We start from the raw sequence: 26,210 nt of genomic DNA, 5'->3' as shown, positions 1-26,210 counted from the left end.
TTTCAAAATGGGTGGAATAACTGTTTCGAATCGACACCATAAAGCCTACGGCAAGGGATGCTTTTGTCAATATGGTTTTTATCCGATACTATTTATCAACATTTTTAATCAGGAATGACCCCCGTGTTGTTTGATCTGCTGGAAAGGTTGTCGAGCCTGACGCGCGTCTGGTTTCGCGAGCACCCGCTACTGACGGACCTGCAGCCGATTCAGTTGAGTGCGCTGATGTACCTGGGCCGCTGCAATCGCTACTCCGATACACCCTTGGCGGTGACCGAATATCTGGGGCTGACCAAAGGCACGGTGTCGCAATCGCTCAAGGCCCTGGAAAGCAAAGGTCTGCTGATCAAACGGCCGGATGCTCGGGACAAACGAAGCGTACACCTGATGCTGACGCCGCCGGCCCAGGCGTTGCTGGACGCCGTGACGCCACCGGATTTTCTGGTCGCCGCCGCCGGGCGCATGGGGGCTGATGCGCGGGTGCTGGAGGGGTTGTTGCTGGAGCTGCTGCGCAATATTCAACAGGGGGAAGACGTGCCGGGCTTCGGGTTGTGCCGAACCTGCCGTTTCCATCAGACCGTGGCGGGCGGGGCGTTTTGTGGATTGACCCAGGAGCCGCTGGAGCCACGGGAAATCGAACTGATTTGTCGGGAGCATCAGGTTCCCGATCCGGCATAAGCAGGGAGGATTTCCGCTGTTTTCAATGGCCTCTTCGCAGGCAAGCCCGCTCCCACAGGTTATGTGTCGACCGCAAAATTTGTGAACGGCAAAAAAACTGGAGCGGGGCTCGTCGGATCGCCGCACCGCCGCGAAGGCGTCAGTACTGGCACAGAAAGTCTGAGATAGACTCACAACGACTATCCGACGCTGGAGCGCCCTCGCATGGCAGAACCGCAATGGACTCGCTGATCACCGCCGCCGCCCAGGCGCTGGCCACCGGTGATCCCCTCGGCGCGCTCGACCGGATTGCCTTGCGCGAAGACGCTCCCGCACTGGCGCTACGCGGGATCGCCATGGCGCAACTGGGGGATCTGGTGCGGGCCAAGGTGTTGGTGCGCCGGGCCGCGCGGGCGTTCGGACCGCAAGAAGCGGTAGCCCGGGCGCGGTGCGTTGTCGCCGAGGCGGAAATCGCATTGGCTTCCCGGGACCTTGGCTGGCCCGTGAAAGCACTCGACGCCGCGCGGCTCACGCTGGAGGCTCATGGCGATTGGGTCAACGCGGCCCATGCGCGCTATCTGGATATCCGCCGCCTGGTGCTCATCGGGCAACTGGATGAGGCACAGGAAAAACTCACCCGACTTGACCCCGCCACCCTGCCGCCAGCCCTGCGAGCCACCCATGAACTGGTGACGGCGGGGATCGCCATGCGCCACCTGCACTCACACACGGCGCGTGCGGCCCTCGTCAGGGCTGAACTCGCCGCCCGGCAATCCGCCATCCCCGCGCTGGAGGCGGAAGTCGCCAGTGCCGTTCGGCTGCTCGACAGTCCCGCCGCACGCTGGCTGGCCCAGGGTGAAGAGCGAACGTTGTTGCTTGACGAAGTAGAAGCGGTGCTCGCCTCGACATCGCTGGTGGTGGATGCCTGTCGATACGTTGTGCGTGGCGCCGGCATGTCGGTGTCGTTATCGACGCGGCCGATCCTGTTCACCCTTGCGCGAACACTGGCCGAAGCCTGGCCTGGCGATGTGTCTCGGCAAACACTCATCGCCCGAGCCTTTCGCCTGAAGCTCAGCGATGAATCCCATCGCGCCCGGTTGCGGGTCGAAATCGGTCGACTGCGTGCAGCGCTCAAACCCTTGGCCGGTGTGATTGCCACCAAACGCGGCTTTGCACTGGTCCCACAGGTTTCAGCCGACGTTGTGCTGCTCACACCACCGGTTGAGGAAAAACATGCAGCGCTGTTCGCCTTGCTCAACGACGGTGAAGCATGGTCGAGCTCGGCGCTGTCGCTGGCGTTGGGTATCAGTCAGCGCACTGCGCAGCGCATGCTCGATACATTGGCAGAGGCGGGCAAGGTGCAGTCGTTCGGACAGGGGCGGGCACGACGCTGGCTGACCCCACCGATACCGGGTTTCGCGACGACCTTGTTACTCCCGGTTCCGCTGCCCGGTGGCTAGGATGAACGCCACCAACCCCTTTCGAGGAACCGTGAAATGAAACAGTCAGCAGCCGAAATTCTCCGCGAGTATGGCCCCTTTGAAGGCGTCGAAACCGTGCACGGCCTCACCTGGGACGGGCAACAGGTATGGTTCGCCGCCACCGACAAGCTCCAGGCCCTGGACCCCGACAGCGGCCGCACATTGCGCTCGATCGACGTCGCCGCCCACGCCGGCACCGCCTTCGATGGCAAGCATCTGTACCAGATCGCCTTGGACCGTATCCAGAAAATCGACCCCCAGACCGGCCGCGTACTCTCCACCATCCCGGCCCCCGGTGGTGGCAACGATTCGGGCCTGACCTGGGCCGAAGGCACGCTCTGGGTCGGGCAGTACCGCGAACGCAAAATCCACCAGATCGATCCCGAGAATGGCGCGATCCTGCGCACCCTCGAATCCAATCGCTTTGTCACCGGTGTGACCTGGGTCGAGGGCGCGCTGTGGCATGGCACATGGGAAGGGGATGAAGGCGAACTGCGCCGGATCGATTCGCAAACCGGCGAGGTGCTGCAGAGCCTGAAGATGCCGGCCGGTATCGGCGTTTCGGGGCTTGAGTCCGACGGTGGCGAGCGGTTTTTCTGTGGCGGTGGCAACAGTGGGCGGGTGAGGGTGGTGCGTCGTCCCTCATAACGCGCCTGGCGGTGGTTGCTCACCGACCTCAAGCAATTCATGAGCTCGGATGTCATCAACGAGCGAACCGTCACCACCGCTGACTTCAGCAACAAAGGCTACACCCAGCAACGTGACTACCTGGACAGCGCCGCGCGGATTGAAGCAGCCAACGACCTGACCATTGGCGCGGGCAGGAACGTGCTGAACACGGGCGGCGTCATCACCAGCGGTCGTGATACCGACATCGAAGCCGGGCGCGACATCAACATCGTCTCCGCTGAACAGCAAAGCAGCGACACCGGAGGCAAACAGAAAAGTTCGGTCACCCAGTTCGGCTCAAGCATCAACGCCGGGCGCGACATCACCATGAGCGCTGGCCGCGACATGAACATCGTGGCCAGCGGTATCACAGCCAAACGCAACATAGACCTGGCGGTGGAGGGCGACATGACCATCGCCTCCGGCGCCGACGAAACCCATTCCTACTACAAGACCAAGAAAGTCACGGCCCAGGAAGACCACGTCAAACAAATCGCCAGCACCATCACGGCTGGCGGCAACGTCGCGATGAGCGCGGGCAACGACATGGCGGTCATCTCCAGCCGCATCACGGCGGGTGACGAGGCCTACCTGGTCGCGGGCAACAACCTCGAACTGTTGGCCGCTCAAGACACGGACTATTCGCTGTACGACAAAAAGAAAAAAGGCAGCTTCGGCCAAAAGGAAACCCGACGGGATGAAGTCACGAAAGTGACTCATGTCGGAAGCGAGATCACCTCCGGCGGCGATTTGACGCTGGTCAGCGGCGGGGATCAGCGCTATCAGGTGGCCAAGCTCAACAGTGGTGGGGACCTGACACTGGACAGTGGTGGCAGCATTACTTTTGAAGCGGTGAAGGACCTGCATCAGGAGAGTCACGAGAAGAGCAGCAATAGCCTCGCGTGGACCAGTGCCAAGGGTAAGGGCAATACCGATGAGACTTTGCGTCAGAGTCAGCTTGTGGCGCAGGGCGAGTTGGCAATCAAGGCAGTCGATGGTCTGAAGATCGACATCAAACAGATCGACGAGAAGTCGGTGAGCCAGACTATCGACAGCATGGTGCAAGCTGATCCGAGCCTAGCCTGGTTGAAAGAAGCCGAGGCTCGCGGAGATGTCGATTGGCGCATTGTGCAGGAGGTCCATGACAGCTTCAAATACAGTCACTCGGGGCTCGGCGCGGGTGCTGTATTGGCGATCATGATCGTTGTAGCTGCCTTGACGGCCGGAGCAGCAAGCGCAGCACTAGGCTCTGCAGCAGGAGCCACGGCAGGTTCTGGTACTGCCATGGCCGCTGCCGGCACCTCCGCTGCCGGGGCTGCGACCGCCGCTGGGTGGGGAAACGTCGCGCTGACGGCGGTGGCGACGTCGGCCGCCGGTGGTGCCACCGTCAGTACGATCAATAACAGGGGCAATCTTGGGGCCGTCATCAAAGACGTGACCTCCAGTGACGCGCTAAAAGGTTACGCCATTACGGGCATCACGGCGGGCATGACCGCTGGCTACTTCGATGACTGGACCGGCACCACGACCGACTCTGTCACTGGAAAAATAACCTCAAATCTCAGCACCTGGAAAGGGATTGGTCAGTTCGCGGCCAGCCAAGGGTTGCAAAACAGCACGTCAACGGCGTTGAGTAAGATCATGGGCCAGGGCGGTGACCTGGGCGATGCACTGCAAAGTACGTTGTTTAATACGTTGGCGGCTGCGAGCTTCCATGCGGTAGGAGATTATGTTTCGGGCGCCGACGGCAGTCTTCAGAAGATCATGGTTCACGCCATGGTGGGTGGCCTGTTGGCTCAAATCAGCGGCGGGGACTTCAAGACAGGTGCGCTGGCTGCGGGAGCGAATGAAGCACTGGTAGTGCAGCTCAATACGTTCGTGCAAGGCAATTCGAATCTACTCAGCATGAGTTCGCAATTGGTGGGGTTGCTTGCCGCCGCCACACAAAGCAATGCGGACAGTGACAGCCTGAAGACCGGCGCATGGGTGGCGCAGAACGGTACCCAGTACAACTTCGGCGACCACCTGCCTCCGGGGTTAACCGAATATGGGCAAGCGGCAACTACCCTAGTTGAGTACATGCAAAACCAAGGGGCTTCAGCTGAAGAGGTTGATCAGGTCGCCCGAGCGCTGGCGCAAGGTCAAGGGTTTGATGGCGTCCAGCCGGCGAATGAGTTCGTCAAGGCGTGGGGCGAGTTCATGGCTGGAGAACTCTCAGGCTTGGGGTTAGCCGCTATACTCGGAAAGGCGGGTTCGTGGTTTGCAAAAGGTGAGGCTGCTAGCTCCAGCGCAAAAGGAGTATCCGGTTCGACTCTGACGAGGGACGAATTGATCACAAGCTTGCCTGTAGGTACAAAGATCACACCAGAAAATGTTGTTGATATCCGTAGGTTGCCAGATGGCCGGACTGTCTGGCTGGAAAAAGGCACTGATGCCGCTGGGTTGCAGCACATCTTCAAGCGACACGAAGTCGATTTTTTCAATAAAGGGATTTCACGTGATGACATTCCAAATGTTGTAATGAATGCCCTTGAACGTGGGCAAATTATTGGGACCAATGGTTCGGCGAATGTTTATCGGATCACATACAATGGTGTTGAGCAAAATATTGCGGTTGGAGTAGGCTCAAATGGCTTCGTAGTTCGTGCTAATCCGGTCAGTTCTTGGAAACCATTACCATGATTAAGTTAAGACTAACTAATGAGTATTTGGCGGGGCCAATATTCTGTCCAGATACGGATAGAATGGGGCACGTCGATATTGAAGATTTGCCACTTTCTCAAAAGCTTAAGTCCAAAATAATTGAGTGGGACAGTGAGTATCAAGCGACATTCAACAGCGACTATCCACCCGATTCAGGTTTTATCACGCCTGAGGCAGAGCTTCGACACATTGCCGAAGGTGAAAAACTGGCTAAACTGATACAACAAGAACTCGAGAAGAACTATACGGTTGAATATTGCCGATAACGAAAATGGTGCTAGCGAAGGGAGGCAAGGACGGAAAAGGGGACATATTTATTTTTTCTTCTTTGCTACGCTGAAGGCTTCCATGGAAGGAGGAGTCAGATATGCCCAGAATGGGACGTGTCGTATTACCGAACCATCCGCACCATGTGGTGCAGCGTGGCCATAATCGCCAGGTGGTATTTGCTTCGCGGAGGACTATCAGCGCTATCTCGCGGATCTGCGCGAACTCAAGGATGTATTTGGCGTAAATCTCTATGCCTATTGTTTGATGACCAATCATGTTCATCTGCTGCTTGCTCCAGGCGACTCGATCGCTGGGTTGGGGCAACTGATGAAGACCCTGGCAGCACGTGCGACGCGTTATCGCAATCGGCTGGAAGGGCGTTCAGGCAACCTGTGGGAAAGCCGATACAAGTCAAGTGTCGTGCAGTCGGAGTCCTATTTACTTGCTTGTTGTCGTTACATTGAATTGAATCCTGTACGTGCTCGGATGGTGTCCGATGCTGCGGATTACCTGTGGTCCAGCTATCGGAGCCGGGTCGGTGAAGTACCTGATAGCCATTGGCTGGATATTGACCCTTGCTTTGCTGATCTGGGTAACACATTGGTGGAGCAGTGTCGTCAATACGAGGTGTTCATGCGCCAAGCTATTCCAGCTGATGAGATCAGACTGATTCGCGATGCTTTACAGCGCGGTCAGTTGACGGGGACGAGCCGTTTCTTGGAAGAGGTAGAGCGAATTGTAGGTGTACGAATAGAGCAACGTGGGCGGGGCCGACCAAGGCGTGGATTGGTAAAATAAATCTGTCCCCTTTTCCCAGACCGGCCGCGTACTCTCCACCATCCCGGCCCCCGGTGGTGGCAACGATTCGGGCCTGACCTGGGCCGAAGGCACGCTCTGGGTCGGGCAGTACCGCGAACGCAAAATCCACCAGATCGATCCCGAGAATGGCGCGATCCTGCGCACCCTCGAATCCAATCGCTTTGTCACTGGGGTGACCTGGGTCGAGGGCGCGCTGTGGCATGGCACATGGGAAGGGGATGAAGGCGAACTGCGCCGGATCGATTCGCAAACCGGCGAGGTGCTGCAGAGCCTGAAGATGCCGGCCGGTATCGGCGTTTCGGGGCTTGAGTCCGACGGTGGCGAGCGGTTTTTCTGTGGCGGTGGCAACAGTGGGCGGGTGAGGGTGGTGCGTCGTCCCTCATAACGCGCCTGGCGGTGGTTGCTCACCGACCTCAAGCAATTCATGAGCTCGGATGTCATCAACGAGCGAACCGTCACCACCGCTGACTTCAGCAACAAAGGCAACACCCAGCAACGTGACTACCTGGACAGCGCCGCGCGGATTGAAGCGGCCAACGACCTGACCATTGGCGCGGGCAGGGACGTGCTGAACACGGGCGGCGTCATCACCAGCGGTCGTGATACCGACATCGAAGCCGGGCGCGACATCAACATCGTCTCCGCTGAACAGCAAAGCAGCGACACCGGAGGCAAACAGAAAAGTTCGGTCACCCAGTTCGGCTCAAGCATCAACGCCGGGCGCGACATCACCATGAGCGCTGGCCGCGACATGAATATCGTCGCCAGCGAGATCACCGCCAAACGCAACATCGACCTGGCGGTGGAGGGCGACATGACCATCGCCTCCGGTGCCGATGAAAGCCATTCCTACTACAAGACCAAAAAAGTCACGGCCCAGGAAGACCACGTCAAACAAATCGCCAGCACCATCACGGCTGGCGGCAATGTCGCGATGAGCGCGGGCAACGACATGGCGGTCAATTATTTTTTTGCGGGGAGCAAAAGCTCCGTCTTCAATATCCCGTTGAAACCGAGGGCCTCCACTTGCCCATGGCGGTCAATTTGCGTAAATAAGGCATGCGTTTTCTTTAGTCGGGAGTGACAGCTATCAAGGCGTTAAATCACAGGTTCGTCATCACGACGAAGCGAGGCGTGCATTGGTAGAACGACGTCAGTTCAGCGGTGGCATGAAGGGAAAGAACCTGCGCTACCTCAACGAGCACGAAGGTCAGTCAGTGCGTGCCAAGGCAGGTTTCCTGCTGCTTGAGCATTTTTCGTTACCGGCGTTTACCCAGGCGCTCGATACGGTCATCACCGCCAATCTGCTGCGGCCTGATTTGTTTTCAACGAAAACCTTTGGCTTGACTGAAGGGGAAGTGATCAGCGATCTGGGGTTGGTGATTCGACCTGATGCCTGCCTGAGCCATGCCGAGATTCAGGCGCTGGATTTGCTGGTGGTATGTGGTGGCTACCGCACTGAGCTTAAAGCTGACGAGGCGTTGATCAGCCTGCTGCATGGCGCATCGGAATTGGGCGTTACTCTGGCCGGGGTATGGAATGGCGCGTGGTTTCTCGGCCGAGCCGGTTTGCTGGACGGCTATCGCTGTGCGATTCACCCCGAGCATCGCCCGGCACTTGCGGAGATCGCCAAGCTGACCCAGGTCACTAGCGAAGCCTATGTGGTGGACCGCGACCGCCTGACCGCCTCCAGTCCAAACGGCACGTTCTACATGGCGCTGGAATGGATCAGGGGATTGCACGATAAGGCGTTGACCGACGGCATCGAGGATATCCTGGCGTTCGAGGCGTCGCGTTACCGGCGGATAAAGCCTTCGCTGAATGCCTCGGTCTGTGGTCCGTTGCGCGAGGTGGTCAACCTGATGGACGCCAACCTCGAAGAGCCGCTGGAGATGGAGGCCCTCTGTGAATACGCGGGCCGCTCCCGGCGTCAGATCGAGCGCCTGTTCAAGGAACAGTTGGGCACTACGCCGCAGCGCTATTACATGGACTTGCGGATCACTGAGGCGCGGCGCTTGTTGCAGCACACTTCGCTGAGCATCGTTGAAGTGTCGGTGGCTTGTGGTTTCGTTTCGCCCAGCCACTTCAGCAAGTGCTACAGCTCGTATTTCGGTTATCGGCCGTCGAAGGAAACACGGTTGGTCAAGTGAACCGAAGAATCAAACAATCGCAGCCTCGTTTCACTCGACAGCTCCTGCATTGCAATTTATGCCCCGCAGGCTGCGATCCTTCGATCTCACTTCCCTCAAGGGGCCCCAAACATCATCGTCCAATAAACCCCCTGATCACTGCGCGCTTGCGTTGCGACGCCTGCACCGACCTGGGTAAACACCGGATTCATCAAATTGGCGCAATGTCCCGGGCTGGCCAGCCACCCGGCCATCGCCTTGCTCGGTGAGCCTTGACCCGCCGCGATATTTTCCCCGATCTGCCGACCACGAAAACCGGCGGCCCGCGCCCGGTCAGTGGCGGTGTCACCATCAGGATCGCGGTGGGAGAAATAATTGCCGTAGGCCATCGCCTTGCTATGCCCTTGGGCCGCTGCGCCGAGGCTGGCGTTCCAGGCCAATGGCCGGGCGGCGGCGAAGCGCTGGCGACCACACAGACGCGGTTTGGCCCGGGCGGCGTTGACCTGTGCCAGCAAGGTTTTGCCGACGCTGCGCGTATCGCCCATCTGGCTGTCCAGCACTGGCCGCGCCAGCACCACTTGCCACTCACCGCGGCTGCGGCTGACCCCGACATCCGTGTATTGGCTGTCGAGCAAGGCGGAGCAGTGGTCACTCTGCATCAGGTCGAACGCCTCTTCGGCATCTCGCGCACCCACCACCCGGATGCTGCGCACCGATACCGCCTGGTACCCGGAATCTTTCAATCTTTCCCGCAAGCCGCCGCCATAACCTATCGGCAACGCCAGGCTGGATTTCAGCGCCAGTGGCGACAAGCGTTGAGTGGGGCGGCGTTCGCAGCCCTGGGGATGGGCACGGTAGTCATTGATGGCTACCACCAGATCTCGCTCCGCACCGGCGTGGGCGGGGCTGGCGATCAACGGAAGAGAGGTCAGCAGGCACAGCGAAGTGAAGCGCAAGGCGAGGGCGGTTTGGCGCATGGGGCGGACAGCTCTGATGAGATGACGACGGTTGGGAGGATGAATCGCGGGTTTAGACTGGCGCCCCGAAACAAGTTCAAGGCGCAGGAGGGGAAATTTACAGGGACGCTCTTATGTCCGACGGACGTAGCACAAAAGGGCATTTCTCCTGTCAGCGGGAATGGGGTTCAACCGCCTGCACAGAGTTGGTCGGCCGCAGTTTGAAGCGGCAGACATGACCGCCACGGACCATGCATTCGGTGTGCTCGACCTCACCGCCGCCCAACGTACCGATCAGGGCCAGATCCAGTTCGCAGACCACTGGATGGGCCGCGGCCAGGCGATGGAACACGCAGTTGTGTGCGACGATTTGCGCGTCACCGGATGAGCGAAAGAACACTTCGGCTTCATACCCCGCCTGATTCATGTGCTCTACGATCTTCACTTCATCGACGACTTGCCGTTCGCGGTCCCGGGCCAGTTTTCGACCCAGGTTGCGCATCAGCGTCGCCAGGGCCTCGGGGCCGATGATCTCGGCCACTTCATCAATCAGCGCGCTGGCCAGCAACTGATACTGGCGAGGGAATTGCTCCCTGGCGTGGTCGGTGAGCCGATACAACTGCTCCGGCCGCCGCCCCGTCGGCCGGGTTTCACCGCGCAGCACCAGGCCGTCACGTTCCAGCGCTGCCAGGTGTTGGCGAATCGCCGTGCGCGTGACCGCCAGATGCTCGGCCAACTCGTCAATGCTCATGCCGCCCGCTTGGTGCAGCAACGCATTGAGCAAGTCCTGCTGTGTCCGGCCCAGTCCTTCCAGCATGGTGTGCCCTCGCGCGGTGTCAGAACTTGTCCGGGAATTGCTTGACCAGTGCCGCGGTCAACGCATCCGCCAGCGCCAGGATGTGCGTGCGCATCATCTGCCAGGTCTTTGCTTCGCCTGCGTAGTCGTGGGCGGCGAACTCATCGATCTGCGCAATGTGGTGGCCGCCGTGTGCCGACAGCAAGTTCACCAACGTGGCTTCGGGCAAGTTGGGGTTGGCACCCGCCAGAAAAGCCGCAATTGCCTTGGCATTGCTGGTTAACTCCGTAACGGCGGTTTGCTTACCTTTTGTGTTCTTGGCAACTGTTGCGTCGCTGTAGTGTTTCACCGCGCCCCAATGGCCTGCAAGCAACTTCAGCAGTTGATCGGCGGCCGGTTGGCCATAGAGCGGGGCGATGCTGTTGGCGATTTTTTTGGCGTTGTCGACCACTTGATCGGCGGCGACTTTGGCTTGTTTCTGGTCGGCTGACTGATTGGCCTGCGCGTAGGTTCTGATCCAGAAAATATGCTCGACCCAAAGGTCGCGCAAGGCCAGGCGCATGGTCAGCGCAGCGCTGTCAGTCGCGGCGGGGGAGGCAGCCGGAGTCTGGCTCCAGACCGGTTGTGCGCAGAAGGCCAGGAGGATCAGAGCCAGGATCTTGATATTCATGACGGCACCCTCGTGTAGTGGGAACGTACGACAGTATCAATATAGGCATAAAAATATGTTTTTATTGCCGGGCGCCGAAATCCCGGATCAACGGTCGTGAGTGCACTCACATAAATGTGGGAGCGAGCCTGCTCGCGAAAGCGGCCTATCAGTCAACAATGAGGTCGACTGACACTCCTTCTTCGCGAGCAGGCTCGCTCCCACAGGTTTATCGGCAAACCAGTCAGTAAACATCCCGCAGATAACGCTTCTGTTCGCTCAACTGGCGCCAGTAATCCGCAGCGCCTTCGGTGCACAATCCGCCATGGTCCTGGGCAATCCGGCGCAAGGCCTGGTCGACATCCCTGGCCATGCAACCGGCATCCCCGCAGATGTACAGCTGCGCGCCTTCCTGCAACCAGCGCCACAGTTCGGCACCCTGTTCGCGGAGGCGGTCCTGCACGTAGATCTTCTGTGCCTGGTCACGGGAAAAGGCCAGGCTGAGTTCAGTCAGCAGGCCATCACGCTGCATGCCTTGCAGTTCATCACGGTAGTAAAAATCGCTGGCGGCGTGCTGCTCACCGAAAAACAGCCAATTCTTGCCCTGGTCGCCCCGGGCGCGACGTTCTTGCAGGAAGGCGCGAAACGGTGCGACGCCGGTGCCGGGGCCGATCATGATCATGGGCACGTCACCATCGGCGGGGGCACGGAAGTGTTTCGACGGCTGCACGAAGACAGGGACGGTGCTGTCTGCGGCGCGATCGGCAAGAAAGGTCGAGGACACGCCCTTGCGCTTGCCGTAGCGCACGGCGGCCACCGTGAGATGGACTTCCTGCGGGTGCGCCTTGGGGCTGGAGGAGATGGAATACAGTCGCGGTTGCAGACGCTTGAGCGTGCCCAGCAACTCACTGGCGGAGCAGTCGACCGGAAACGCCTGCAACACGTCTGCCAGTTGTCGACCCCACAGCCAGTCTTTCAACTCAGCCTTGCGCTCGCTGGCCAGCAGCTGTTTCAACGCCGGATTGCGACTGCGCTCGGCGATGAACGCCAGGGTGTCGCTGTTGGGCCGGGCGATTTCAAAATGTTCGGTCAATGCCTGATGCAACGGCAGTTCACCGACCTTGTCGACGTGAACGGTGGTGTCGGCGCCCAGCCGCGTCAGTTCCAGCATCTCGCCGACCAGTTCCGGGCAGTTGCGCGGCAACACGCCCAAGGCATCGCCCGCTTCGTAGTGCAGTCCGGAATCGGCCAGTGCCAGGGAAAACATGCGAGTTTCCTTGTTGGCGCTTTGCTGGTTCAGGTGCAGGTTGCTCAGTAAGCGGGAGGCATAGGGTTTGGCCTTGCACGGTGCGGTGACAGGGCTGGCGACAGCAACCGGTGCCGGATTGATCGTTACCGGTTGCAGGGTTTTCAGAAGGTCGGCCAGCCACTGCTCCGCGCGGGCCTCGAACTCGGTGTCGCAATCGACCCGTTCCAGCAGTCGCGTGGCGCCCAGTTCCTGGAGACGCTGATCGAGTTTCCTGCCGTGTTGGCAAAACTGGTCATAGTTGGGATCTCCCAAGGCCAGTACCGCGAAACGCAGGGACTGAAGGCGTGTCTCGGCACGGCTCAAGCTGTGCCAGAAACCTTCGCCATTGTCCGGCGGATCGCCGTCGCCGAAGGTGCTGCTGATCACGGCCAGGTTCTGAGTGCTGGCCAGTTTGCTGGCGGGAAAGTCGGCCATCGCGCTCAGCTCGACGGCGATGCCGGCGTCGCGCAAACGGCTGGCGAAGCGCTCGGCCAAGGCTTCGGCATTGCCCGTTTGCGAAGCCCATAGCAGCGTCACTGCGGGCATGCTCGCGGATAGCAACTCAGTGCTATCGCTCAGTGCTTGAATGGCTGTATCGGCCCGGCTGAACAAGCCGCCCAACACGCCATCGAGCCATAACCGGGTGTCGGTGGCCAGGGGGGCGTTGGCTGGCAGGACAGGTACGCCACCGGTCTGCCGACCCTCAGTGGATTGCAGGCCACTGACAAAACCGGCGAGGTAAAGGCGTTCGTGTTCATTGAGCTTCGGTGAGGGCAGGCGACTGACACCGGCGATATCGGCAAATGCCTCGATGCTCGACATGGCGAGTTCCTCTGGCAAAGGGCAAACGGGGAGAAGTTCGTCGGCAGGCGCAGGCACTTCGAGGAACTGGTGCTCGATCAGTTCGACCCGTTGCAGGGCGACTGCGCAGAATTTGAATTCGGGCTGCAGCGAAATCGGATCGACCGCATCCTGGGTGACGGCATTGATCGCCAGGTTTTCACCGAACACATCGTTCCAGTGAAACGGCGCAAAACAATTGCCCTCACGCACCCGGTCGGTCACCACCGCCGGCAGTACGGCGCGGCCACGCACGGAGCGCACTTCGACATGATCCTTGTCGCGAATGCCGAAGCGGGCGGCATCTTGCGGATGGATCTCGACGAAGGGGCCGGGATTGAGCTTGTTCAGGGTCGCGACCTTGCCGGTCTTGGTCAGGGTGTGCCACTGATGCTGCAAGCGTCCGGTGTTGAGGACAAAGGGAAAGTGTTCATCGGGCATTTCCGCCGGTGGCATGTGTGGACGGGCCAGGAAGATCCCTTTGCCGCGTTCGGTGGCGAAGACAATGGCCGGCCGGCTGCCATCGGCTTCGACCTTGAGCTGTTGGCTCACGCCATTGTTGAGGTAGCGAATCGGATGGCGGTCCTCGCTGTCGTTTTCCGCGCAGGGCCATTGCAGCGGTTTATCCCGAAGACGCGCATGACTGGCCCCGCGAATGTCATAGCCGGTCTTGGGGTTCCAGGCGCGTTTGATCTCTTCAAACACCTCGGCGGCCGAAGTGTAGGTAAACGCCTCGGCGAAGCCCATTGCGCATGCTACCCGAGCGATGATCTGCCAGTCGGCCAATGCTTCGCCGGGCGGCTCCACGGCTTGCTGCATCAGCGTCAGGTTGCGTTCGGAGTTGATCATCACCCCTTCGGCCTCGGCCCAGAGCGCGCCGGGCAGGAGGATGTCGGCGTAACGGTTGGTCTCGGTGTCGAGGTAGGCGTCCTGGGTGATGACCAGTTCGGCGGCTTGCAGGCCTTCAATCACTGTGCGGCGGTTGGGCACCGATGCCACCGGGTTGGTGCAGATGATCCAGCAAGCCTTGATCCGGCCCTCAGCCATTTGCTCGAACATGTCCACGGTGCCACCACCGACGTTGCAGGGCAGGCTGTCACGGGGAATGCTCCACAAGTCCTCGATGAACGCCCGGTCCGCCTCGACCAGTACCGAACGCTGACCCGGCAGGCCCGGCCCCATGTAGCCCATTTCCCGGCCACCCATGGCATTGGGTTGGCCAGTCAGGGAAAACGGCCCGCTGCCGGGCCGGCAGATCGCGCCGGTGGCCAGGTGCAGGTTGCACAGGGCATTGGTGTTCCAGGTGCCGTGGGTGCTTTGGTTCAGGCCCATGGTCCAGCAGCTCATCCAATCAGCCGCTTGGCCGATCCACTCGGCCGCTTGACGAATGTCCGCCTCGGCAAGGCCAGTGATCGCTGCGACCTTGTCCGGCGGGTAGTCGTCGAGGAATTGCGGCATGACTTCCCAGCCTTCGGTGAACGTGGCGATGAAGTCCGGGTCGGTGTAGCCGTTTTTTACCAGCAGATGCAGCAAGCCATTGAGCAAGGCCAGGTCAGTGCCGGGGCGGATTTGCAGAAACAGGCCGGCCTTGTCCGCCGTGGCGTTGCGCCGGGGATCGACCACGATCAGTTTGGCCCCGGCCTTGACCCGGTCCATCATGCGCAGGAACAGAATCGGGTGGCAGTCGGCCATGTTGGCGCCGATCACAAAGAACAGATCCGCCTTGTCGAAGTCCTCGTAGGAGCCGGGTGGCCCGTCGGAACCAAGCGAGAGTTTGTAGCCGCTCCCCGCGCTGGCCATGCACAGGCGCGAGTTGGATTCGATGTTGTTGGTACGGACAAAGCCCTTGGCCAGTTTGTTGATCAGGTACTGAGCTTCCAGTGACATCTGCCCCGAGACATAGAAGGCCAAGGCATCGGGTCCATGGCTCTGGAGAATGCCGCGCAACCTGCTGGCCGTTTCGCTGATCGCCTGATCCATGGCGACCCGCGCCGGTTCCTGATTGCGCGCCTGGCGCAGATAGGCGTTTTCCATCCGGCCCGATTCGGCAATCGCCTGTCCGCAGGTCGTACCCTTGGTGCAGAGCCGACCAAAATTGGTCGGATGGGTCTTGTCGCCTGCGACCTTGACCACCCGATTGCCTTCGACCTGCATGACGATGCCGCAACCCACACCACAGAAGGGACATACGCTGCGTACGGTTTTGTCTGCCATCCTCGAAACCCTGCCAACACCTGATCAATTCAGAAACGCAAAAGGCGCCATGCGGCCCTCCGTCGGAACGGGGGCTACACGGCGCCTTTGTCGTATAGGTGCAATCTGCGTTGACTGCGTATCAGGTGGTTGCAAAGGGCGGGCCAGAACCCTCAAGGCCACGCTGTAAAGGCTTTTGAGGCTGTCAGCAGTGATGGAGCAACCGTTGGATGCACTTTTTTATTGCGATGTTCAGGCTCGATGCACCAGCGGATGGCGAGTCTGCAATCCCTATGGGAGCGAGCAGGCTCACTCCCACAGGGCGGGCTACGATCCCCACCCCTCACGCACCGCCCGCCGAATCCCTTCCAGCAGCATCGCGAACGCCGGGTTGTCGTTGTTTTCGCGCCAGATCAGATGCAGCTCGCTTTGCACCCCTTCGCCCAGGTCGATATCGCGAAACACCACGTTCTTGAACACCACGCTGGTGGCGCAACGGGGCACCAGGGCCAGGCCCATGGCGGCGTTGACCAGGGCAAGGATGGTCAGGGACGACCCCAGCCACTGAACGTAATCCGGCGCAACGCGGGCCGAGCGCAGCATACCGGTCAGCAGCTCGTTGAACGGTGGGTAGGCGGCGTGGGAGTACATCAGGAACGGCTGGCCGTCGAGGTCCTTGACCGACACGCTGGCGGCCGTGGCCAGTGGATGAATGCTCGGTACCGCCAGTACAAAGGGTTCGCGCACCAGGCATTCGGTGGAATAACCAGGCTCCAGCAATGGCGCGCGGGCGATGCCCAGGTCAATGCGACGGGCGCGCAGGGCTTCGTGTTGCTGGTAGGTGTTCATTTCCGACAGGTCGATTTTGACGTGGGGCTGCGTCAGTCGCGCCTCGGCAATGACCTTGGGCAGGAACTCGTACACCGCGCTGCCGACGAAGCTGATATTGACCGAGCCAATATCGCCCTCAGCAAAACGCCGGGCGGTCACCGCGGCTTGCTGGGCGCGCTCCAGCAGATTCTGTGCCTCGATGAAGAACGCACGGCCGGCAGCGGTGAGGGCGACGCTGCGGGTACTGCGGGTGAACAGCTCGACCCCCAGGTGATGCTCCAGCAACTGAATCTGCCGGCTCAGCGGCGGTTGGGTCATGTTCAGCCGTTCGGCGGCGCGGCGGAAATTCAGTTCGGTGGCGACGGTGGTAAAGCAGCGCAGTTGCGTCAGTTCGAACATTGATCTAATCCAGGTATCAATCGAATGCCAAGTTAGATTAGACGGGATCAATGCGGGCGTCCATCATCGGCCCAGGCCTACACCCCTTAAAGCTATCCCTACAGCTACCCCTACAAAAAAAATGATCGGGAGTCGCCCCTTGAATACCCACCAGAGTCCACCCGACCCGAACGTGCTCGCCCGCGCGGCCGCCAAGGTCAAGCGCCACATCCTGCCGCTGTTCGTGATCATGTTCATCGTCAACTACATCGACCGGGTCAACATCGGCTTCGTACGCAGCCACCTGGAAACCGACCTGGGCATTGGTGCTGCCGCCTATGGCCTGGGTGCCGGGCTGTTTTTCATTGGCTACGCAATCTTCGAAGTACCGTCCAATCTTCTGCTGCAGCGCTACGGCGCCCGCGCCTGGCTGACGCGGATCATGTTCACCTGGGGCGCCGCCGCGATGGCGATGGCCTTCGTGCAGGGTGAAACCAGCTTCTATGTGCTGCGCTTTATCCTCGGCGCCGCTGAAGCCGGCTTCTTTCCCGGCATCATTTACTACTTCACCCAATGGCTGCCATCGACCGAACGCGGCAAAGCCATGGCGATTTTTCTCAGCGGCTCGGCCATCGCTTCGGTGATTTCCGGCCCGGTGTCCGGCGCGCTGCTGCACATCGAGGGCTTGAGCCTGCACGGCTGGCAGTGGATGTTCCTGATCGAGGGCTTTGCCTCCATCGCCCTCTGCGGTTTTGTCTGGTTCTGGCTGCAATCCCATCCACGGGAAGCCAAGTGGCTCAGCGCGGAAGAAAAGAGCGCACTGATCACGGCCATTGATCTGGAGCAGCAGGCCCGCGATGCCACGCATACGGTCAAACCGTCGATGTTCAAGTTGCTGGCCGACAAACAGATCGCGCTGTTCTGTTTCATCTACTTCTCCATCGCCCTGACCATTTACGGCGCCACGTTCTGGCTGCCGAGCATGATCAAGAAGATGGGCAACCTCGGTGACTTCCAGGTCGGCCTGTTCAACTCGATTCCGTGGATCATCTCCATCGTCGCGATGTACGGCTTCGCCGCCATGGCCAGCAAATGGAAATACCAGCAGGCCTGGGTTGCGGTGACGCTGGTGATCGCCTCGTTCGGCATGTTCATGTCCACCACCGGTGGCCCGGTCTTCGCTTTCGTCGCCATCTGTTTTGCCGCGATCGGCTTCAAGGCGGCCTCGGCATTGTTCTGGCCGATCCCGCAAGGCTATCTGGACGCGCGCATCGCCGCGGCGGTGATCGCCCTGATCAACTCCATCGGCAACCTCGGCGGGTTCGTCGCTCCGACCGCGTTCGGCATCCTGGAGCAGACCACCGGTTCCATCGAGGGCGGCCTGTATGGTCTGGCCGCTACATCACTGGTCGCGGCGGTGGTGATCTTCTTCGCCCGCACCGCACCGCGCGGCAACATCCTGAGCTCGCCGGCCGAAGACGCCACCGCAAAAAAGCCGGTCAGTCATCCAGCCCTGAAATCTGATCCAACGGGAGCAGCCTCTTGAAAATCACACGCGTCACCGTCACCCCCATCGCCTTCCGTGATCCGCCGTTGCTCAACGCCAGCGGCATTCATGAACCCTTCGCGCTGCGCTCGATCATCGAGATCGAAAGCGACAATGGCTACATCGGCCTGGGTGAAAGCTACGGCGACGCGCCTGCACTGGCGATCCAGCAGCAATTGCAAAGCCAACTGATCGGCCTGGACCCGTTCAACCTCAATCAACTGCGCGCAATCGTCCAGGCCACGGTGGCGGCGAACAAACCGGCGAGCCTTGCCGGTGCAGAGTTGGCACCGGGGTCACACGCCAGCAAAGCGGTGAGCAATGCCTACTCGGCGTTTGAAGTGGCGTTTCTGGACCTGCAGGCACACTCCCTGAACGTGCCCTTGGTGGACTTGCTGGGCGGGGCGATCCGCGACGAGATTCCATTCAGCGCCTATCTGTTCTTCAAGTACGCGCAGCACGTCGATTCACCCTACAAGCCCGACAGTTGGGGCGAGGCGCTGAACGAGGAGCAGATCGTTGCCCAGGCGCGTCGGATGATCGAGGCCTATGGCTTCAAGAGCATCAAACTCAAGGCCGGCACGCTGCCGCCGGAGCATGAAGTGTCGTGCATCAAGGCCTTGAAAAAGGCGTTTCCCGGCTATCCGCTGCGCATCGACCCGAACGGTAACTGGTCGCTGGAAACCTCGATCCGCATGGCCGAACTGCTCGGTGACGACCTGCAGTATTACGAAGACCCGACGCCGGGCCTGGATGGCATGGCCGAGCTGCACAAACGCACCGGCCTGCCGCTGGCGACCAACATGGTGGTCACCGACTTCGATGAGTTCCGCCGCAGCGTGGCGCAGAACAGCGTGCAGATCGTCCTCGCCGACCACCACTACTGGGGCGGCCTGCGCGACACCCAGGCACTGGCGAAGATGTGCGAGACCTTCGGGCTAGGCGTGTCCATGCATTCGAACTCGCACCTGGGCATCAGCCTGATGGCCATGGCCCATGTCGCCGCCTCGGTGCCGAACCTCGATTACGCCTGCGACACCCACTACCCGTGGCAGGAACCGGATGAAGAAGTGATCAAGGGCGGCAAGCTGCCGATCGTCGATGGCTGCGTGAAGATCACCCGGGCACCGGGGTTGGGCCTGGAACTGGATCACGATCAGTTGGGCAAGCTGCATGATCAGTACCTGACGTGCGGGATTCGCCAGCGCGATGATGTGAAGCAGATGCAGCGTTACAAACCGGAGTGGAAGGCGGTCAAGCCTCGGTTCTGATTGCAGGGTTTTGATGGGCATGTAGCAACCTTTGGTCCGGGAAGCGTGGTCGCGCTTGCCCGGACTTTTTTTGCGTCCTGTATTTTGCGGATGTACCTCGACCCTGTGGGAGCGGGCTTGCTCGCGAAAGCTTGACCGTGAACAGAGTATCTACAGGTCTCCCAGCGCTTTTAGGTATTCAGGGCTGTCGCTGATGGAGTTGTGCCCGGTGCCCGCAATCACCTGCAGCGTCGCCACACCCTCAGGAAAATGGCTGAAGAGCCGCCGGGTACTGGCAGCGGGAATCACTTCATCATGCTCGGCAGCGATCAGCCGTGTCGGTATCGTGATGTGTTCGGCATAGCGCCAGGACTCGAATTTATCCTGCAGCAGCCACTGCACCGGAAACCAGCGGAACTGGCGGACAGCGAGCTCCTCCAGGCTGTTGTAAGGCGTGATCAATATCAATTTCGTCGCCGGGCGAGCACTGGCCAGGCGAATGGCCACGCCCGAACCCAGGCTGCGCCCGACCACGATAACCTGCGGGTGGTCGGCGTAGACCTTGTCGAACAAGGCCATGGCGTCGCGGGCAATGGCTTCTTCGGAAGGCGTGCCACTGCTGCCGCCGTAGCCCCGGTAATGCATGAAATACAGGGCATGCTCAGCAAAGGCCTGGGCGAATTCCGGCAGGCTGCGCGAGACGTCCTCGGCGTTGCCACCGAAGTAAATCAGCGCTTTGGGACCCACGTGCGGCCTGATCGAGACCAGCACTTTCGCGTCGTCGACGGGCAAGGTGAGCAGCGGCGCGGCTGAGTCGACGGCGCGAGGTTGCGGGTAGTAGATGAGCGCGCGCTGAAACACGAACAGCGCAGCGCAAAGCGCCAGGTACAACGCTGCGAGGATGACGACGAGTACCATCAGGGTCCGGGACATTCGGCTAACGTTAGTGGGCGGCATTGACGGCTCCGGGGTGCTGTCAGAGTGTAGCTGGCGGTAAAGGAGGGCACCGATGCCCAGGATGCCTCAATGGCTCGATGTACGGCCATCCGAACGATCGGCCCTGTGGCTGGGGTTCGCTTTCCATTTCTGCGTGCTCGCCAGCTATTATCTGGTGCGACCGTTGCGCGATGCGCTGGGGCTCGAAGGCGGAGCCGACAAGTTGCAGTGGCTGTTCACCGCCACTTTTGTGGCCATGTTGCTGATGGTGCCCGTGTTCGGCGCGCTGGCGTCGCGCCTGCCGGCCACGCGGTTCGTGCCGCTGATCTACCGGGTGATCGCCGTGTCGATGCTGGTGTTTGGCCTGCTGATCGCCAACCGCGTCGCGCCGGTGACGGTCGGGCGGGTGTTTTTTGTCTGGATCAGCCTCTACAACCTGTTCATCGTCTCGATTTTCTGGAGCGTGCTGGTCGACCGCTTTTCCAGTGAGCAAGGGCGGCGACTGTTCGGTTGCATCGCGGCGGGCGGCACCCTCGGCACCTTTGTCGGGCCGTTGCTGGCGGCGACCATGGCCACTCGACTGGGGCCGATGGCCTTGACCTTCGCGGCGGCGCTGTTGCTGGAAATCGCCGTGCGTTGCTATCGGGCACTGCTGTCGCGCACGCAGTCGCAGTCCGGCAATCGGCTAATCGACGAACGGCGCATGGGTGGCAGCATGCTTGCCGGTATCACCCTGATTCTGCGCTCTCCCTACCTGTTAGGGCTGGTGCTGTTCATGCTGCTGCACACCAGTGCGGCGACCTTCTTGTATTTCGAGCAGGGACGGATTGTCGCTGGCAGCTACGCTGATACTGGCAGCAGGACGCAATTCTTCGCCGTCGTCGATCTGATCGTGTCGGCGCTGACCTTGACGTTCCAGCTGCTACTGACGGCGCCATTGATCCGTCTGGTAGGCATTGGCGGGGCGTTGGTTGCCTTGCCGATGGCGACGATCGTGGCATTCGCCGCCATGGCGCTGGCACCGGTGCCGACCACCGTGGCGCTGGCCCAGGGCCTGCGCCGCGCGGTGGAGTTCGCCATCGTGCGCCCGGCGCGGGAGGTGTTGTGGACGGTGGTGAGCCGCGAGGAGAAGTACAAGGCCAAGAATGTGATCGAGACCCTGGTCTATCGCGGTGGCGATGCCGCCAGTGGCTGGTTGTCCGCGGGTTTGACGGCGCTGGGCACGGGGTTCGGTCTGGTGGCAGTGGTGATCGTGCCATTTGCCGGGTTGTGGGGCTGGTTGTGCCTGTGGCTGGCCAGGCAGCAGGCGCGACGCGCCGCACCTGCACCACGGGAGAGGGACATGTCATGAGCCATGCGGACGGTTTCACCCGCAGGAAACTACTCACGCTGGCTGCCGGTGCTTCGGCGGTCTTCACGCTCGGTCCGGCAGTTGCGCAAACCGTGCTGTCGACGGGAACAGGAGGCAAAACCATGCAGACCCGCGCCATTCCTTCCAGCAACGAGCCACTGCCCATCGTCGGATTGGGCACCTATCGCGGGTTTGATGTCTCGCCCCAGGATCAGGCCTACAGGCAATTGCCCGGGGTGCTTCGTGCGTTGTTCGAGAAGGGTGGAACGGTGATCGACAGCTCGCCGATGTACGGTCGCGCCGAAGAAAACACGGGCGAACTGCTGTCGATCCACGAACCGCGCTCGCCGGCGTTTCTGGCGACCAAGGTGTGGACCCGGGGCCGCGAGGAAGGCATCGCACAGATGGAGCAGTCGTTCAAGCTGTTGCAGACTGACCGTATCGACTTGATGCAGATCCACAATCTGCTGGACTGGCAAACCCATCTGCCGACCTTGCGGCAATGGAAGGAACAAGGGCGCATCCGCTACATCGGCATCACCCATTACACCTCGTCGGCTTATGAAGAAGTGGAAGCGGTGCTCAGGGCCGAGCCGCTGGACTTCCTGCAAATCAACTATGCCCTGGACGATCGCGGTGTCGAGAAGCGCCTCCTGCCGCTGTGCCGCGAGCGGGGCGTGGCGGTGATCTGCAACCGACCGTTCGGTGGCGGCGGGCTGATCGGCCGCTTGCAAGGCAAACCGCTACCCGGTTGGGCCGCACAAGTCGGGGTCAAGAGCTGGCCGCAACTGGCACTCAAATTCATCCTGTCGCATTCGGCGGTGACCTGCGTCATTCCCGGCACCGGCAACCCGCGCTACATGACGGAAAACGCCGGCGCGGGCTTCGGTCCGATGCTCACCGATGCCCAGCGTTATCAGTTGATTGCGCTGGTGGAGTAGGGGATGCCCACTTAAGGGAGAACACAGGTAAGTGGCATACATACATTTGTGGCGAGGGGATTCATTGGCTTGAACATCTAATCAGGGCTTCAAAAAAGCTCTCCTATACTGTCCGCGTTGACTGGCTCGATCCCCCAACGACCATTACTGCAAGGAGATCAATCATGGCAATCCGTATTGGCGACGAAGCACCGGATTTCACCGCTGAAACCACCGAAGGCAAGATCAACTTTCACGAGTGGATCGGCGACAAGTGGGCCATCCTGTTTTCCCATCCCAAGGACTTTACCCCTGTCTGCACCACCGAGCTGGGTTACCTGGCCAAGCTCAAGCCTGAGTTCGACAAACGCAATACCAAGATCCTCGGGCTGAGCATCGACCCGGTCAGCGATCACGAAAAGTGGGTCGGTGACATTGAGGAGACCCAGGGCAATGCCGTCAACTATCCGCTGATCGGCGATGAAAACCTGGTGGTAGCCAAGCTCTACGACATGATTCACCCCAATGCCAGCGGCGGTTCACGCACGGCCGTGGACAACGCCACGGTGCGTTCGGTATTCATTGTCGGCCCGGACAAGAAGATCAAGGCGATGCTGATTTACCCGATGAGCGCCGGGCGCAATTTCGATGAAGTGCTGCGGTTGCTCGATTCGCTGCAACTCAATGCCAAGCACACCGTGGCGACCCCGGTGAACTGGCGTCCGGGGGAAGATGTGATCATCCCGACGTCGGTGTCCGACGAGGATGCGAAGAAGAAATACCCGGATGGCTTCAAGACCCTCAAGCCTTACTTGCGGACGGTCGCACAGCCGAAATAACCGTCAACTTCAAATCGCCTTCGCGAGCAGGCTCGCTCCCACAGCGGTTCTTTGTCGGACACACATTCAGCGTCCACTGAAGATCCGCTGTGGGAGCGAGACCGCTCGCGAAGAGGTCCTCCAGTTACACCAGATATTTTCTAAACCACCCCAACGTCCGTTCCCACGCCAGTTTCGCCGCCGCCTCGTCATAACGCGGCGTGGAGTCATTGTGAAAGCCATGGTTGGCGCCCGGGTAGATATGCGCTTCATACGTCTTGCCCCCGGCCTTCAACGCCTGCTCATAAGCGGGCCAGCCTTCGTTGATCCGCGTATCCAGTTCACCGTAATGCAGCATCACCGGTGCCTTGATCCGCGGGACATCCTTGGCCTCCGGCTGGCGGCCATAAAACGACACCGCGGCACCCAACTCCGGATAGGCCACCGCCGCCGCATTGGTGACGCCACCGCCGTAGCAGAAACCGGTAATGCCGACCTTGCCGCTGCCGGCGTCGTCTTTCATCAGCCATTCCACGGCGGCGAAAAAGTCGTTCATGAGCTTTTCCGGATCGATTTTGGCCTGCAGTTCCTTGCCCTTCTCATCGTTGCCGGGATAACCCCCGACCGAGCTCAGCCCGTCGGGGGCCAGGGCGATGAAACCGGCCTTGCCCAGTCGCCGGGCGACATCCTCGATGTAAGGATTCAGGCCGCGGTTTTCATGCACGACCACCACCGACGCGACTTTGCCGCTGGCCTTGGCCGGGCGCACGAGGTAGCCACGAACCTGTCCGTGACCCTTGGGGGAAGGGTAGGTGATGTACTCGGCGATAATGTCCGGGTCGGTGAACTCGACTTGCTCGGCCAGGGCGTAGTTCGGGCTCAGGGACGCCAGCAGCGCACTGGCCGTCAGACCGCCAAACGTAAACAGCGCCGCCCGGTCGAGAAACTCGCGCCGGTTGATCAGGCCATGGGCGTAGTAGTCGTAGAGTTCCAGCAACTCGGGGGCAAAGTCTTTCGCAGTGAGACGGGGCATCTGTGCGCTTCCTCTTCTTCGACTGGTTGAATGCAGCCCCCTGTGGGAGCGGTGTTTATTTCACAGACTGCGCCCCGGCTTTCGCCACCTGTGCATCCTGCTCGGCCTTGACCCCGGACACCCCGACCGCGCCGATCACCTGCCCGTCGACGATGATCGGCACGCCGCCTTCCAGCGAAGTCAGCAACGGCGCCGACAAAAAGGCCGTGCGTCCCCCATTGACCATGTCTTCATAGCCCTTGGATTCGCGGCGGCCCAGGGCGGAAGTCCGTGCCTTTTCGGTCGCGATGTAGGCGCTGATGGGCGCGGCGCCGTCAAGGCGTTCGAGGGCCAGGGGATGGCCGCCGTCATCGACGACCACGATGGTCACCGGCCATTGGTTGGTTTGCGCTTCAGTCCGCGCCGCAGCGAGGATCTGGCCGATTTCGGTCTGGCTCAACACGGCTTTGCTTTTCATGAGCATCTCCAGGGTTCGGTTATGGCAAGGCGGCCTCGACCACTTCGATCCAGTGCCTCACCGGCGTGCGGCCCGCGCCGTCGAGGTGGGACTGACAGCCGATATTGGCGGTGACAATGACCTCAGGGTAGCCGCTTTCCAACGCATTCATCTTGTTGTCGCGCAGTTGTCGGGACAGTTCCGGCTGGGTCAGCGAATAGGTGCCCGCCGAGCCGCAGCACAGGTGGCCGTCGGGCACGAACGTGAGGTTGAAGCCCAGGCGTTCGAGCACGGCTTCAACGGCGCCACCGAGTTTTTGCGCGTGCTGCAGGGTGCAGGGGCAATGAAAGGCCAGGCGCTGTGCGCTGTGGATGCCGAGCTTTTCCAGCGGCTCGTCACGCAACACCTCCACCAGATCCCTGGCCAGCGCGCTGACCCTCCTGGCCTTATCGGCATAGGCCGGATCGCGTTCGAGCAAATGGCCATAGTCCTTGATAAAGGCGCCGCAACCGCTGGCGGTCTGCACGATCGCCTCGGCGCCTTGTTCAATGCTTGGCCACCACGCGTCGATGTTGTGGCGGGCGCGGTCAAGACCGGCCGCCTGGGCGTCCAGGTGATAATCCACGGCGCCGCAGCAACCGGCCTCGCGGCTTGGGGTGACGCTGATGCCGAGTCGATCCAGCACCCTGGCTGCAGCGGCGTTGGTATTGGGCGACAGGCCCGGCTGTACGCAACCTTCGAGCATCAGTACCTGCCGCGCATGACGCGGGGTGGGGCGTGGTTTGGCCGGTGCCGCGCTACGCGGCAATTTGCTTTGCAGGGCGTCGGGCAGCAATGCGCGGAACACCTGGCCGCTGTTGACCAGGCTTTTGAACAGATCCGGACGCGGCACGACGGTGCGCAAACCCTCACGCAACAAACGCTGGCCGATCGGACGTGGCACCGCCGCATCGACCACTGCGCGGCCGATGTCCAGCAGGTTGTGGTAGTCGACGCCCGAAGGGCAGGTGGTTTCGCAGTTTCGGCACGACAGGCAGCGGTCCAGGTGTTGCTGGGTCTTTTGCGTGACCTCGTTGCCTTCCAGCACCTGCTTGATCAGGTAGATGCGACCGCGCGGGCCATCCAGTTCATCGCCGAGCAATTGATAGGTCGGGCAGGTGGCGTTGCAGAAACCGCAGTGCACGCAAGTGCGCAGGATGCTGTCGGCTTCTTCGGCACGGGGGAGTCGGCGGGCTTTTTCGCTCAAGGTGGTCTGCATGAT

Annotated in this window: 21 protein-coding genes and 2 pseudogenes; 14 read left to right on the top strand and 9 right to left on the bottom strand. The window is 60.8% G+C overall.

The annotated features are described in order from the left end of the window. Positions 1–123: 123 nt before the first annotated feature. The 9 genes and pseudogenes from AC07ZE_RS17050 (at position 124) to AC07ZE_RS17010 (ending at position 8,749) form a co-directional block, all read left to right on the top strand. Positions 124–678: a MarR family winged helix-turn-helix transcriptional regulator gene (locus tag AC07ZE_RS17050; RefSeq protein WP_404940870.1), complete on the top strand. Its 555-nt coding sequence runs from the start codon at positions 124–126 to the stop codon at positions 676–678. A 218-nt stretch (positions 679–896) separates the two neighbouring features. Beyond that, the gene (locus AC07ZE_RS17045) at positions 897–2,117 is read left to right on the top strand and encodes a helix-turn-helix domain-containing protein (RefSeq protein WP_207265835.1); all 1,221 of its coding nucleotides are present in this window, start codon (positions 897–899) and stop codon (positions 2,115–2,117) included. Between the two features lie 36 nt (positions 2,118–2,153). Further along, positions 2,154–2,786: a Vgb family protein gene (locus AC07ZE_RS17040; RefSeq protein WP_207265834.1), complete on the top strand. Its 633-nt coding sequence runs from the start codon at positions 2,154–2,156 to the stop codon at positions 2,784–2,786. A gap of 15 nt (positions 2,787–2,801) precedes the next feature. Further along, positions 2,802–5,489 (top strand): DUF637 domain-containing protein, encoded by a 2,688-nt coding sequence (locus tag AC07ZE_RS17035; protein WP_404940869.1) that lies wholly within the window; start codon positions 2,802–2,804, stop codon positions 5,487–5,489. After that, the gene (locus tag AC07ZE_RS17030; RefSeq protein WP_207265833.1) at positions 5,486–5,776 is read left to right on the top strand and encodes an immunity protein CdiI family protein; all 291 of its coding nucleotides are present in this window, start codon (positions 5,486–5,488) and stop codon (positions 5,774–5,776) included. The genes AC07ZE_RS17035 and AC07ZE_RS17030 overlap by 4 nt, the downstream gene beginning before the upstream one ends. A 101-nt stretch (positions 5,777–5,877) precedes the next feature. Continuing rightward, positions 5,878–6,578 (top strand): annotated as a pseudogene (locus AC07ZE_RS17025) (transposase). A gap of 16 nt (positions 6,579–6,594) precedes the next feature. Beyond that, positions 6,595–6,984: pseudogene (locus AC07ZE_RS17020) on the top strand (NHL repeat-containing protein); the annotation flags it as partial. A gap of 39 nt (positions 6,985–7,023) precedes the next feature. Further along, a complete protein-coding gene (locus tag AC07ZE_RS17015) occupies positions 7,024–7,683 on the top strand; it encodes a hemagglutinin repeat-containing protein (protein WP_207265832.1) in 660 nt (219 codons plus the stop codon). Positions 7,684–7,738: 55 nt separating this feature from the next. Further along, positions 7,739–8,749, top strand: a complete 1,011-nt coding sequence (locus tag AC07ZE_RS17010) for a GlxA family transcriptional regulator (RefSeq protein WP_207265831.1) — start codon at positions 7,739–7,741, stop codon at positions 8,747–8,749. A 95-nt stretch (positions 8,750–8,844) separates the two neighbouring features. Here AC07ZE_RS17010 and AC07ZE_RS17005 read toward each other — a convergent pair whose 3' ends face one another. The 5 genes from AC07ZE_RS17005 to AC07ZE_RS16985 all read right to left on the bottom strand — a co-directional run bounded on the left by AC07ZE_RS17005 (position 8,845) and on the right by AC07ZE_RS16985 (position 16,680). Next, complete coding sequence (locus tag AC07ZE_RS17005; RefSeq protein WP_207265830.1) at positions 8,845–9,705, bottom strand: CAP domain-containing protein; 861 nt, start codon at positions 9,703–9,705, stop codon at positions 8,845–8,847. A 151-nt stretch (positions 9,706–9,856) separates the two neighbouring features. Then, positions 9,857–10,501: a helix-turn-helix transcriptional regulator gene (locus AC07ZE_RS17000; protein ID WP_207265829.1), complete on the bottom strand. Its 645-nt coding sequence runs from the start codon at positions 10,499–10,501 to the stop codon at positions 9,857–9,859. Between the two features lie 19 nt (positions 10,502–10,520). Further along, entirely contained in the window at positions 10,521–11,150 is a 630-nt protein-coding gene (locus AC07ZE_RS16995) for a hypothetical protein (protein ID WP_207265828.1), read from the bottom strand. Between the two features lie 223 nt (positions 11,151–11,373). After that, the gene (locus AC07ZE_RS16990) at positions 11,374–15,471 is read right to left on the bottom strand and encodes a bifunctional nitrate reductase/sulfite reductase flavoprotein subunit alpha (protein WP_207265827.1); all 4,098 of its coding nucleotides are present in this window, start codon (positions 15,469–15,471) and stop codon (positions 11,374–11,376) included. Positions 15,472–15,777: 306 nt separating this feature from the next. After that, on the bottom strand, positions 15,778–16,680 hold the full coding sequence (locus tag AC07ZE_RS16985; RefSeq protein WP_207265826.1) for a LysR family transcriptional regulator: 903 nt from the start codon (positions 16,678–16,680) through the stop codon (positions 15,778–15,780). Between the two features lie 139 nt (positions 16,681–16,819). Between AC07ZE_RS16985 and AC07ZE_RS16980 the strand changes: the two genes are divergently transcribed. Both AC07ZE_RS16980 and AC07ZE_RS16975 read left to right on the top strand, forming a co-directional pair. Then, positions 16,820–18,205: an MFS transporter gene (locus AC07ZE_RS16980; protein WP_207265825.1), complete on the top strand. Its 1,386-nt coding sequence runs from the start codon at positions 16,820–16,822 to the stop codon at positions 18,203–18,205. Further along, positions 18,202–19,476 (top strand): glucarate dehydratase family protein, encoded by a 1,275-nt coding sequence (locus AC07ZE_RS16975; RefSeq protein WP_207265824.1) that lies wholly within the window; start codon positions 18,202–18,204, stop codon positions 19,474–19,476. The genes AC07ZE_RS16980 and AC07ZE_RS16975 overlap by 4 nt, the downstream gene beginning before the upstream one ends. Positions 19,477–19,626: 150 nt before the next feature. Here the strand turns inward: AC07ZE_RS16975 and AC07ZE_RS16970 are convergent, their stop codons facing one another. Next, on the bottom strand, positions 19,627–20,412 hold the full coding sequence (locus AC07ZE_RS16970) for an alpha/beta hydrolase (protein ID WP_207265823.1): 786 nt from the start codon (positions 20,410–20,412) through the stop codon (positions 19,627–19,629). A gap of 52 nt (positions 20,413–20,464) precedes the next feature. On the opposite strand from AC07ZE_RS16970, the gene AC07ZE_RS16965 reads away from it, so the two are divergent. The 3 genes from AC07ZE_RS16965 to AC07ZE_RS16955 all read left to right on the top strand — a co-directional run bounded on the left by AC07ZE_RS16965 (position 20,465) and on the right by AC07ZE_RS16955 (position 23,501). Next, the gene (locus tag AC07ZE_RS16965) at positions 20,465–21,742 is read left to right on the top strand and encodes an NTP/NDP exchange transporter (protein WP_207265822.1); all 1,278 of its coding nucleotides are present in this window, start codon (positions 20,465–20,467) and stop codon (positions 21,740–21,742) included. After that, complete coding sequence (locus tag AC07ZE_RS16960) at positions 21,739–22,683, top strand: aldo/keto reductase (RefSeq protein ID WP_207265821.1); 945 nt, start codon at positions 21,739–21,741, stop codon at positions 22,681–22,683. Before AC07ZE_RS16965 ends, AC07ZE_RS16960 begins: the two co-directional genes overlap by 4 nt. 164 nt (positions 22,684–22,847) lie before the next feature. Next, positions 22,848–23,501, top strand: a complete 654-nt coding sequence (locus tag AC07ZE_RS16955; RefSeq protein ID WP_207265820.1) for a peroxiredoxin — start codon at positions 22,848–22,850, stop codon at positions 23,499–23,501. A gap of 124 nt (positions 23,502–23,625) precedes the next feature. Here the strand turns inward: AC07ZE_RS16955 and yghX are convergent, their stop codons facing one another. The 3 genes from yghX to glcF are packed head-to-tail and all read right to left on the bottom strand — an operon-like array spanning position 23,626 to position 26,207. Further along, positions 23,626–24,513 carry a YghX family hydrolase gene (yghX, locus tag AC07ZE_RS16950; protein ID WP_207265819.1) on the bottom strand — a complete coding sequence of 296 codons (888 nt, stop codon included), beginning with the start codon at positions 24,511–24,513 and terminating at the stop codon, positions 23,626–23,628. A gap of 55 nt (positions 24,514–24,568) precedes the next feature. Further along, the gene (locus AC07ZE_RS16945; RefSeq protein WP_207265818.1) at positions 24,569–24,970 is read right to left on the bottom strand and encodes a heme-binding protein; all 402 of its coding nucleotides are present in this window, start codon (positions 24,968–24,970) and stop codon (positions 24,569–24,571) included. A gap of 19 nt (positions 24,971–24,989) precedes the next feature. Next, positions 24,990–26,207, bottom strand: coding sequence for a glycolate oxidase subunit GlcF (glcF, locus tag AC07ZE_RS16940; protein ID WP_207265817.1), 1,218 nt, complete (start codon positions 26,205–26,207; stop codon positions 24,990–24,992). Positions 26,208–26,210 lie beyond the last annotated feature (3 nt).

The organism is Pseudomonas sp. GW101-3H06 (genome assembly GCF_059424605.1).
The sequence above is the reverse complement of the archived record's forward strand: the minus strand, read 5'-3'. Positions and strand labels throughout refer to the sequence as shown.

Bases quoted from the DNA above. Each gene is read 5' to 3' on its own strand.
- AC07ZE_RS16955 (WP_207265820.1), top strand. From the start codon at position 22,848: ATGGCAATCCGTATTGGCGACGAAGCACCGGATTTCACCGCTGAAACC.
- AC07ZE_RS17045 (WP_207265835.1), top strand. From the start codon at position 897: ATGGACTCGCTGATCACCGCCGCCGCCCAGGCGCTGGCCACCGGTGAT.
- AC07ZE_RS17015 (WP_207265832.1), top strand. From the start codon at position 7,024: ATGAGCTCGGATGTCATCAACGAGCGAACCGTCACCACCGCTGACTTC.
- AC07ZE_RS17040 (WP_207265834.1), top strand. From the start codon at position 2,154: ATGAAACAGTCAGCAGCCGAAATTCTCCGCGAGTATGGCCCCTTTGAA.
- AC07ZE_RS16970 (WP_207265823.1), bottom strand. From the start codon at position 20,412: ATGCCGCCCACTAACGTTAGCCGAATGTCCCGGACCCTGATGGTACTC.
- AC07ZE_RS16960 (WP_207265821.1), top strand. From the start codon at position 21,739: ATGAGCCATGCGGACGGTTTCACCCGCAGGAAACTACTCACGCTGGCT.
- glcF (WP_207265817.1), bottom strand. From the start codon at position 26,207: ATGCAGACCACCTTGAGCGAAAAAGCCCGCCGACTCCCCCGTGCCGAA.
- AC07ZE_RS16995 (WP_207265828.1), bottom strand. From the start codon at position 11,150: ATGAATATCAAGATCCTGGCTCTGATCCTCCTGGCCTTCTGCGCACAA.
- AC07ZE_RS17005 (WP_207265830.1), bottom strand. From the start codon at position 9,705: ATGCGCCAAACCGCCCTCGCCTTGCGCTTCACTTCGCTGTGCCTGCTG.
- AC07ZE_RS16990 (WP_207265827.1), bottom strand. From the start codon at position 15,471: ATGGCAGACAAAACCGTACGCAGCGTATGTCCCTTCTGTGGTGTGGGT.
- AC07ZE_RS16945 (WP_207265818.1), bottom strand. From the start codon at position 24,970: ATGAAAAGCAAAGCCGTGTTGAGCCAGACCGAAATCGGCCAGATCCTC.
- AC07ZE_RS16985 (WP_207265826.1), bottom strand. From the start codon at position 16,680: ATGTTCGAACTGACGCAACTGCGCTGCTTTACCACCGTCGCCACCGAA.
- yghX (WP_207265819.1), bottom strand. From the start codon at position 24,513: ATGCCCCGTCTCACTGCGAAAGACTTTGCCCCCGAGTTGCTGGAACTC.
- AC07ZE_RS17030 (WP_207265833.1), top strand. From the start codon at position 5,486: ATGATTAAGTTAAGACTAACTAATGAGTATTTGGCGGGGCCAATATTC.
- AC07ZE_RS17000 (WP_207265829.1), bottom strand. From the start codon at position 10,501: ATGCTGGAAGGACTGGGCCGGACACAGCAGGACTTGCTCAATGCGTTG.
- AC07ZE_RS16965 (WP_207265822.1), top strand. From the start codon at position 20,465: ATGCCCAGGATGCCTCAATGGCTCGATGTACGGCCATCCGAACGATCG.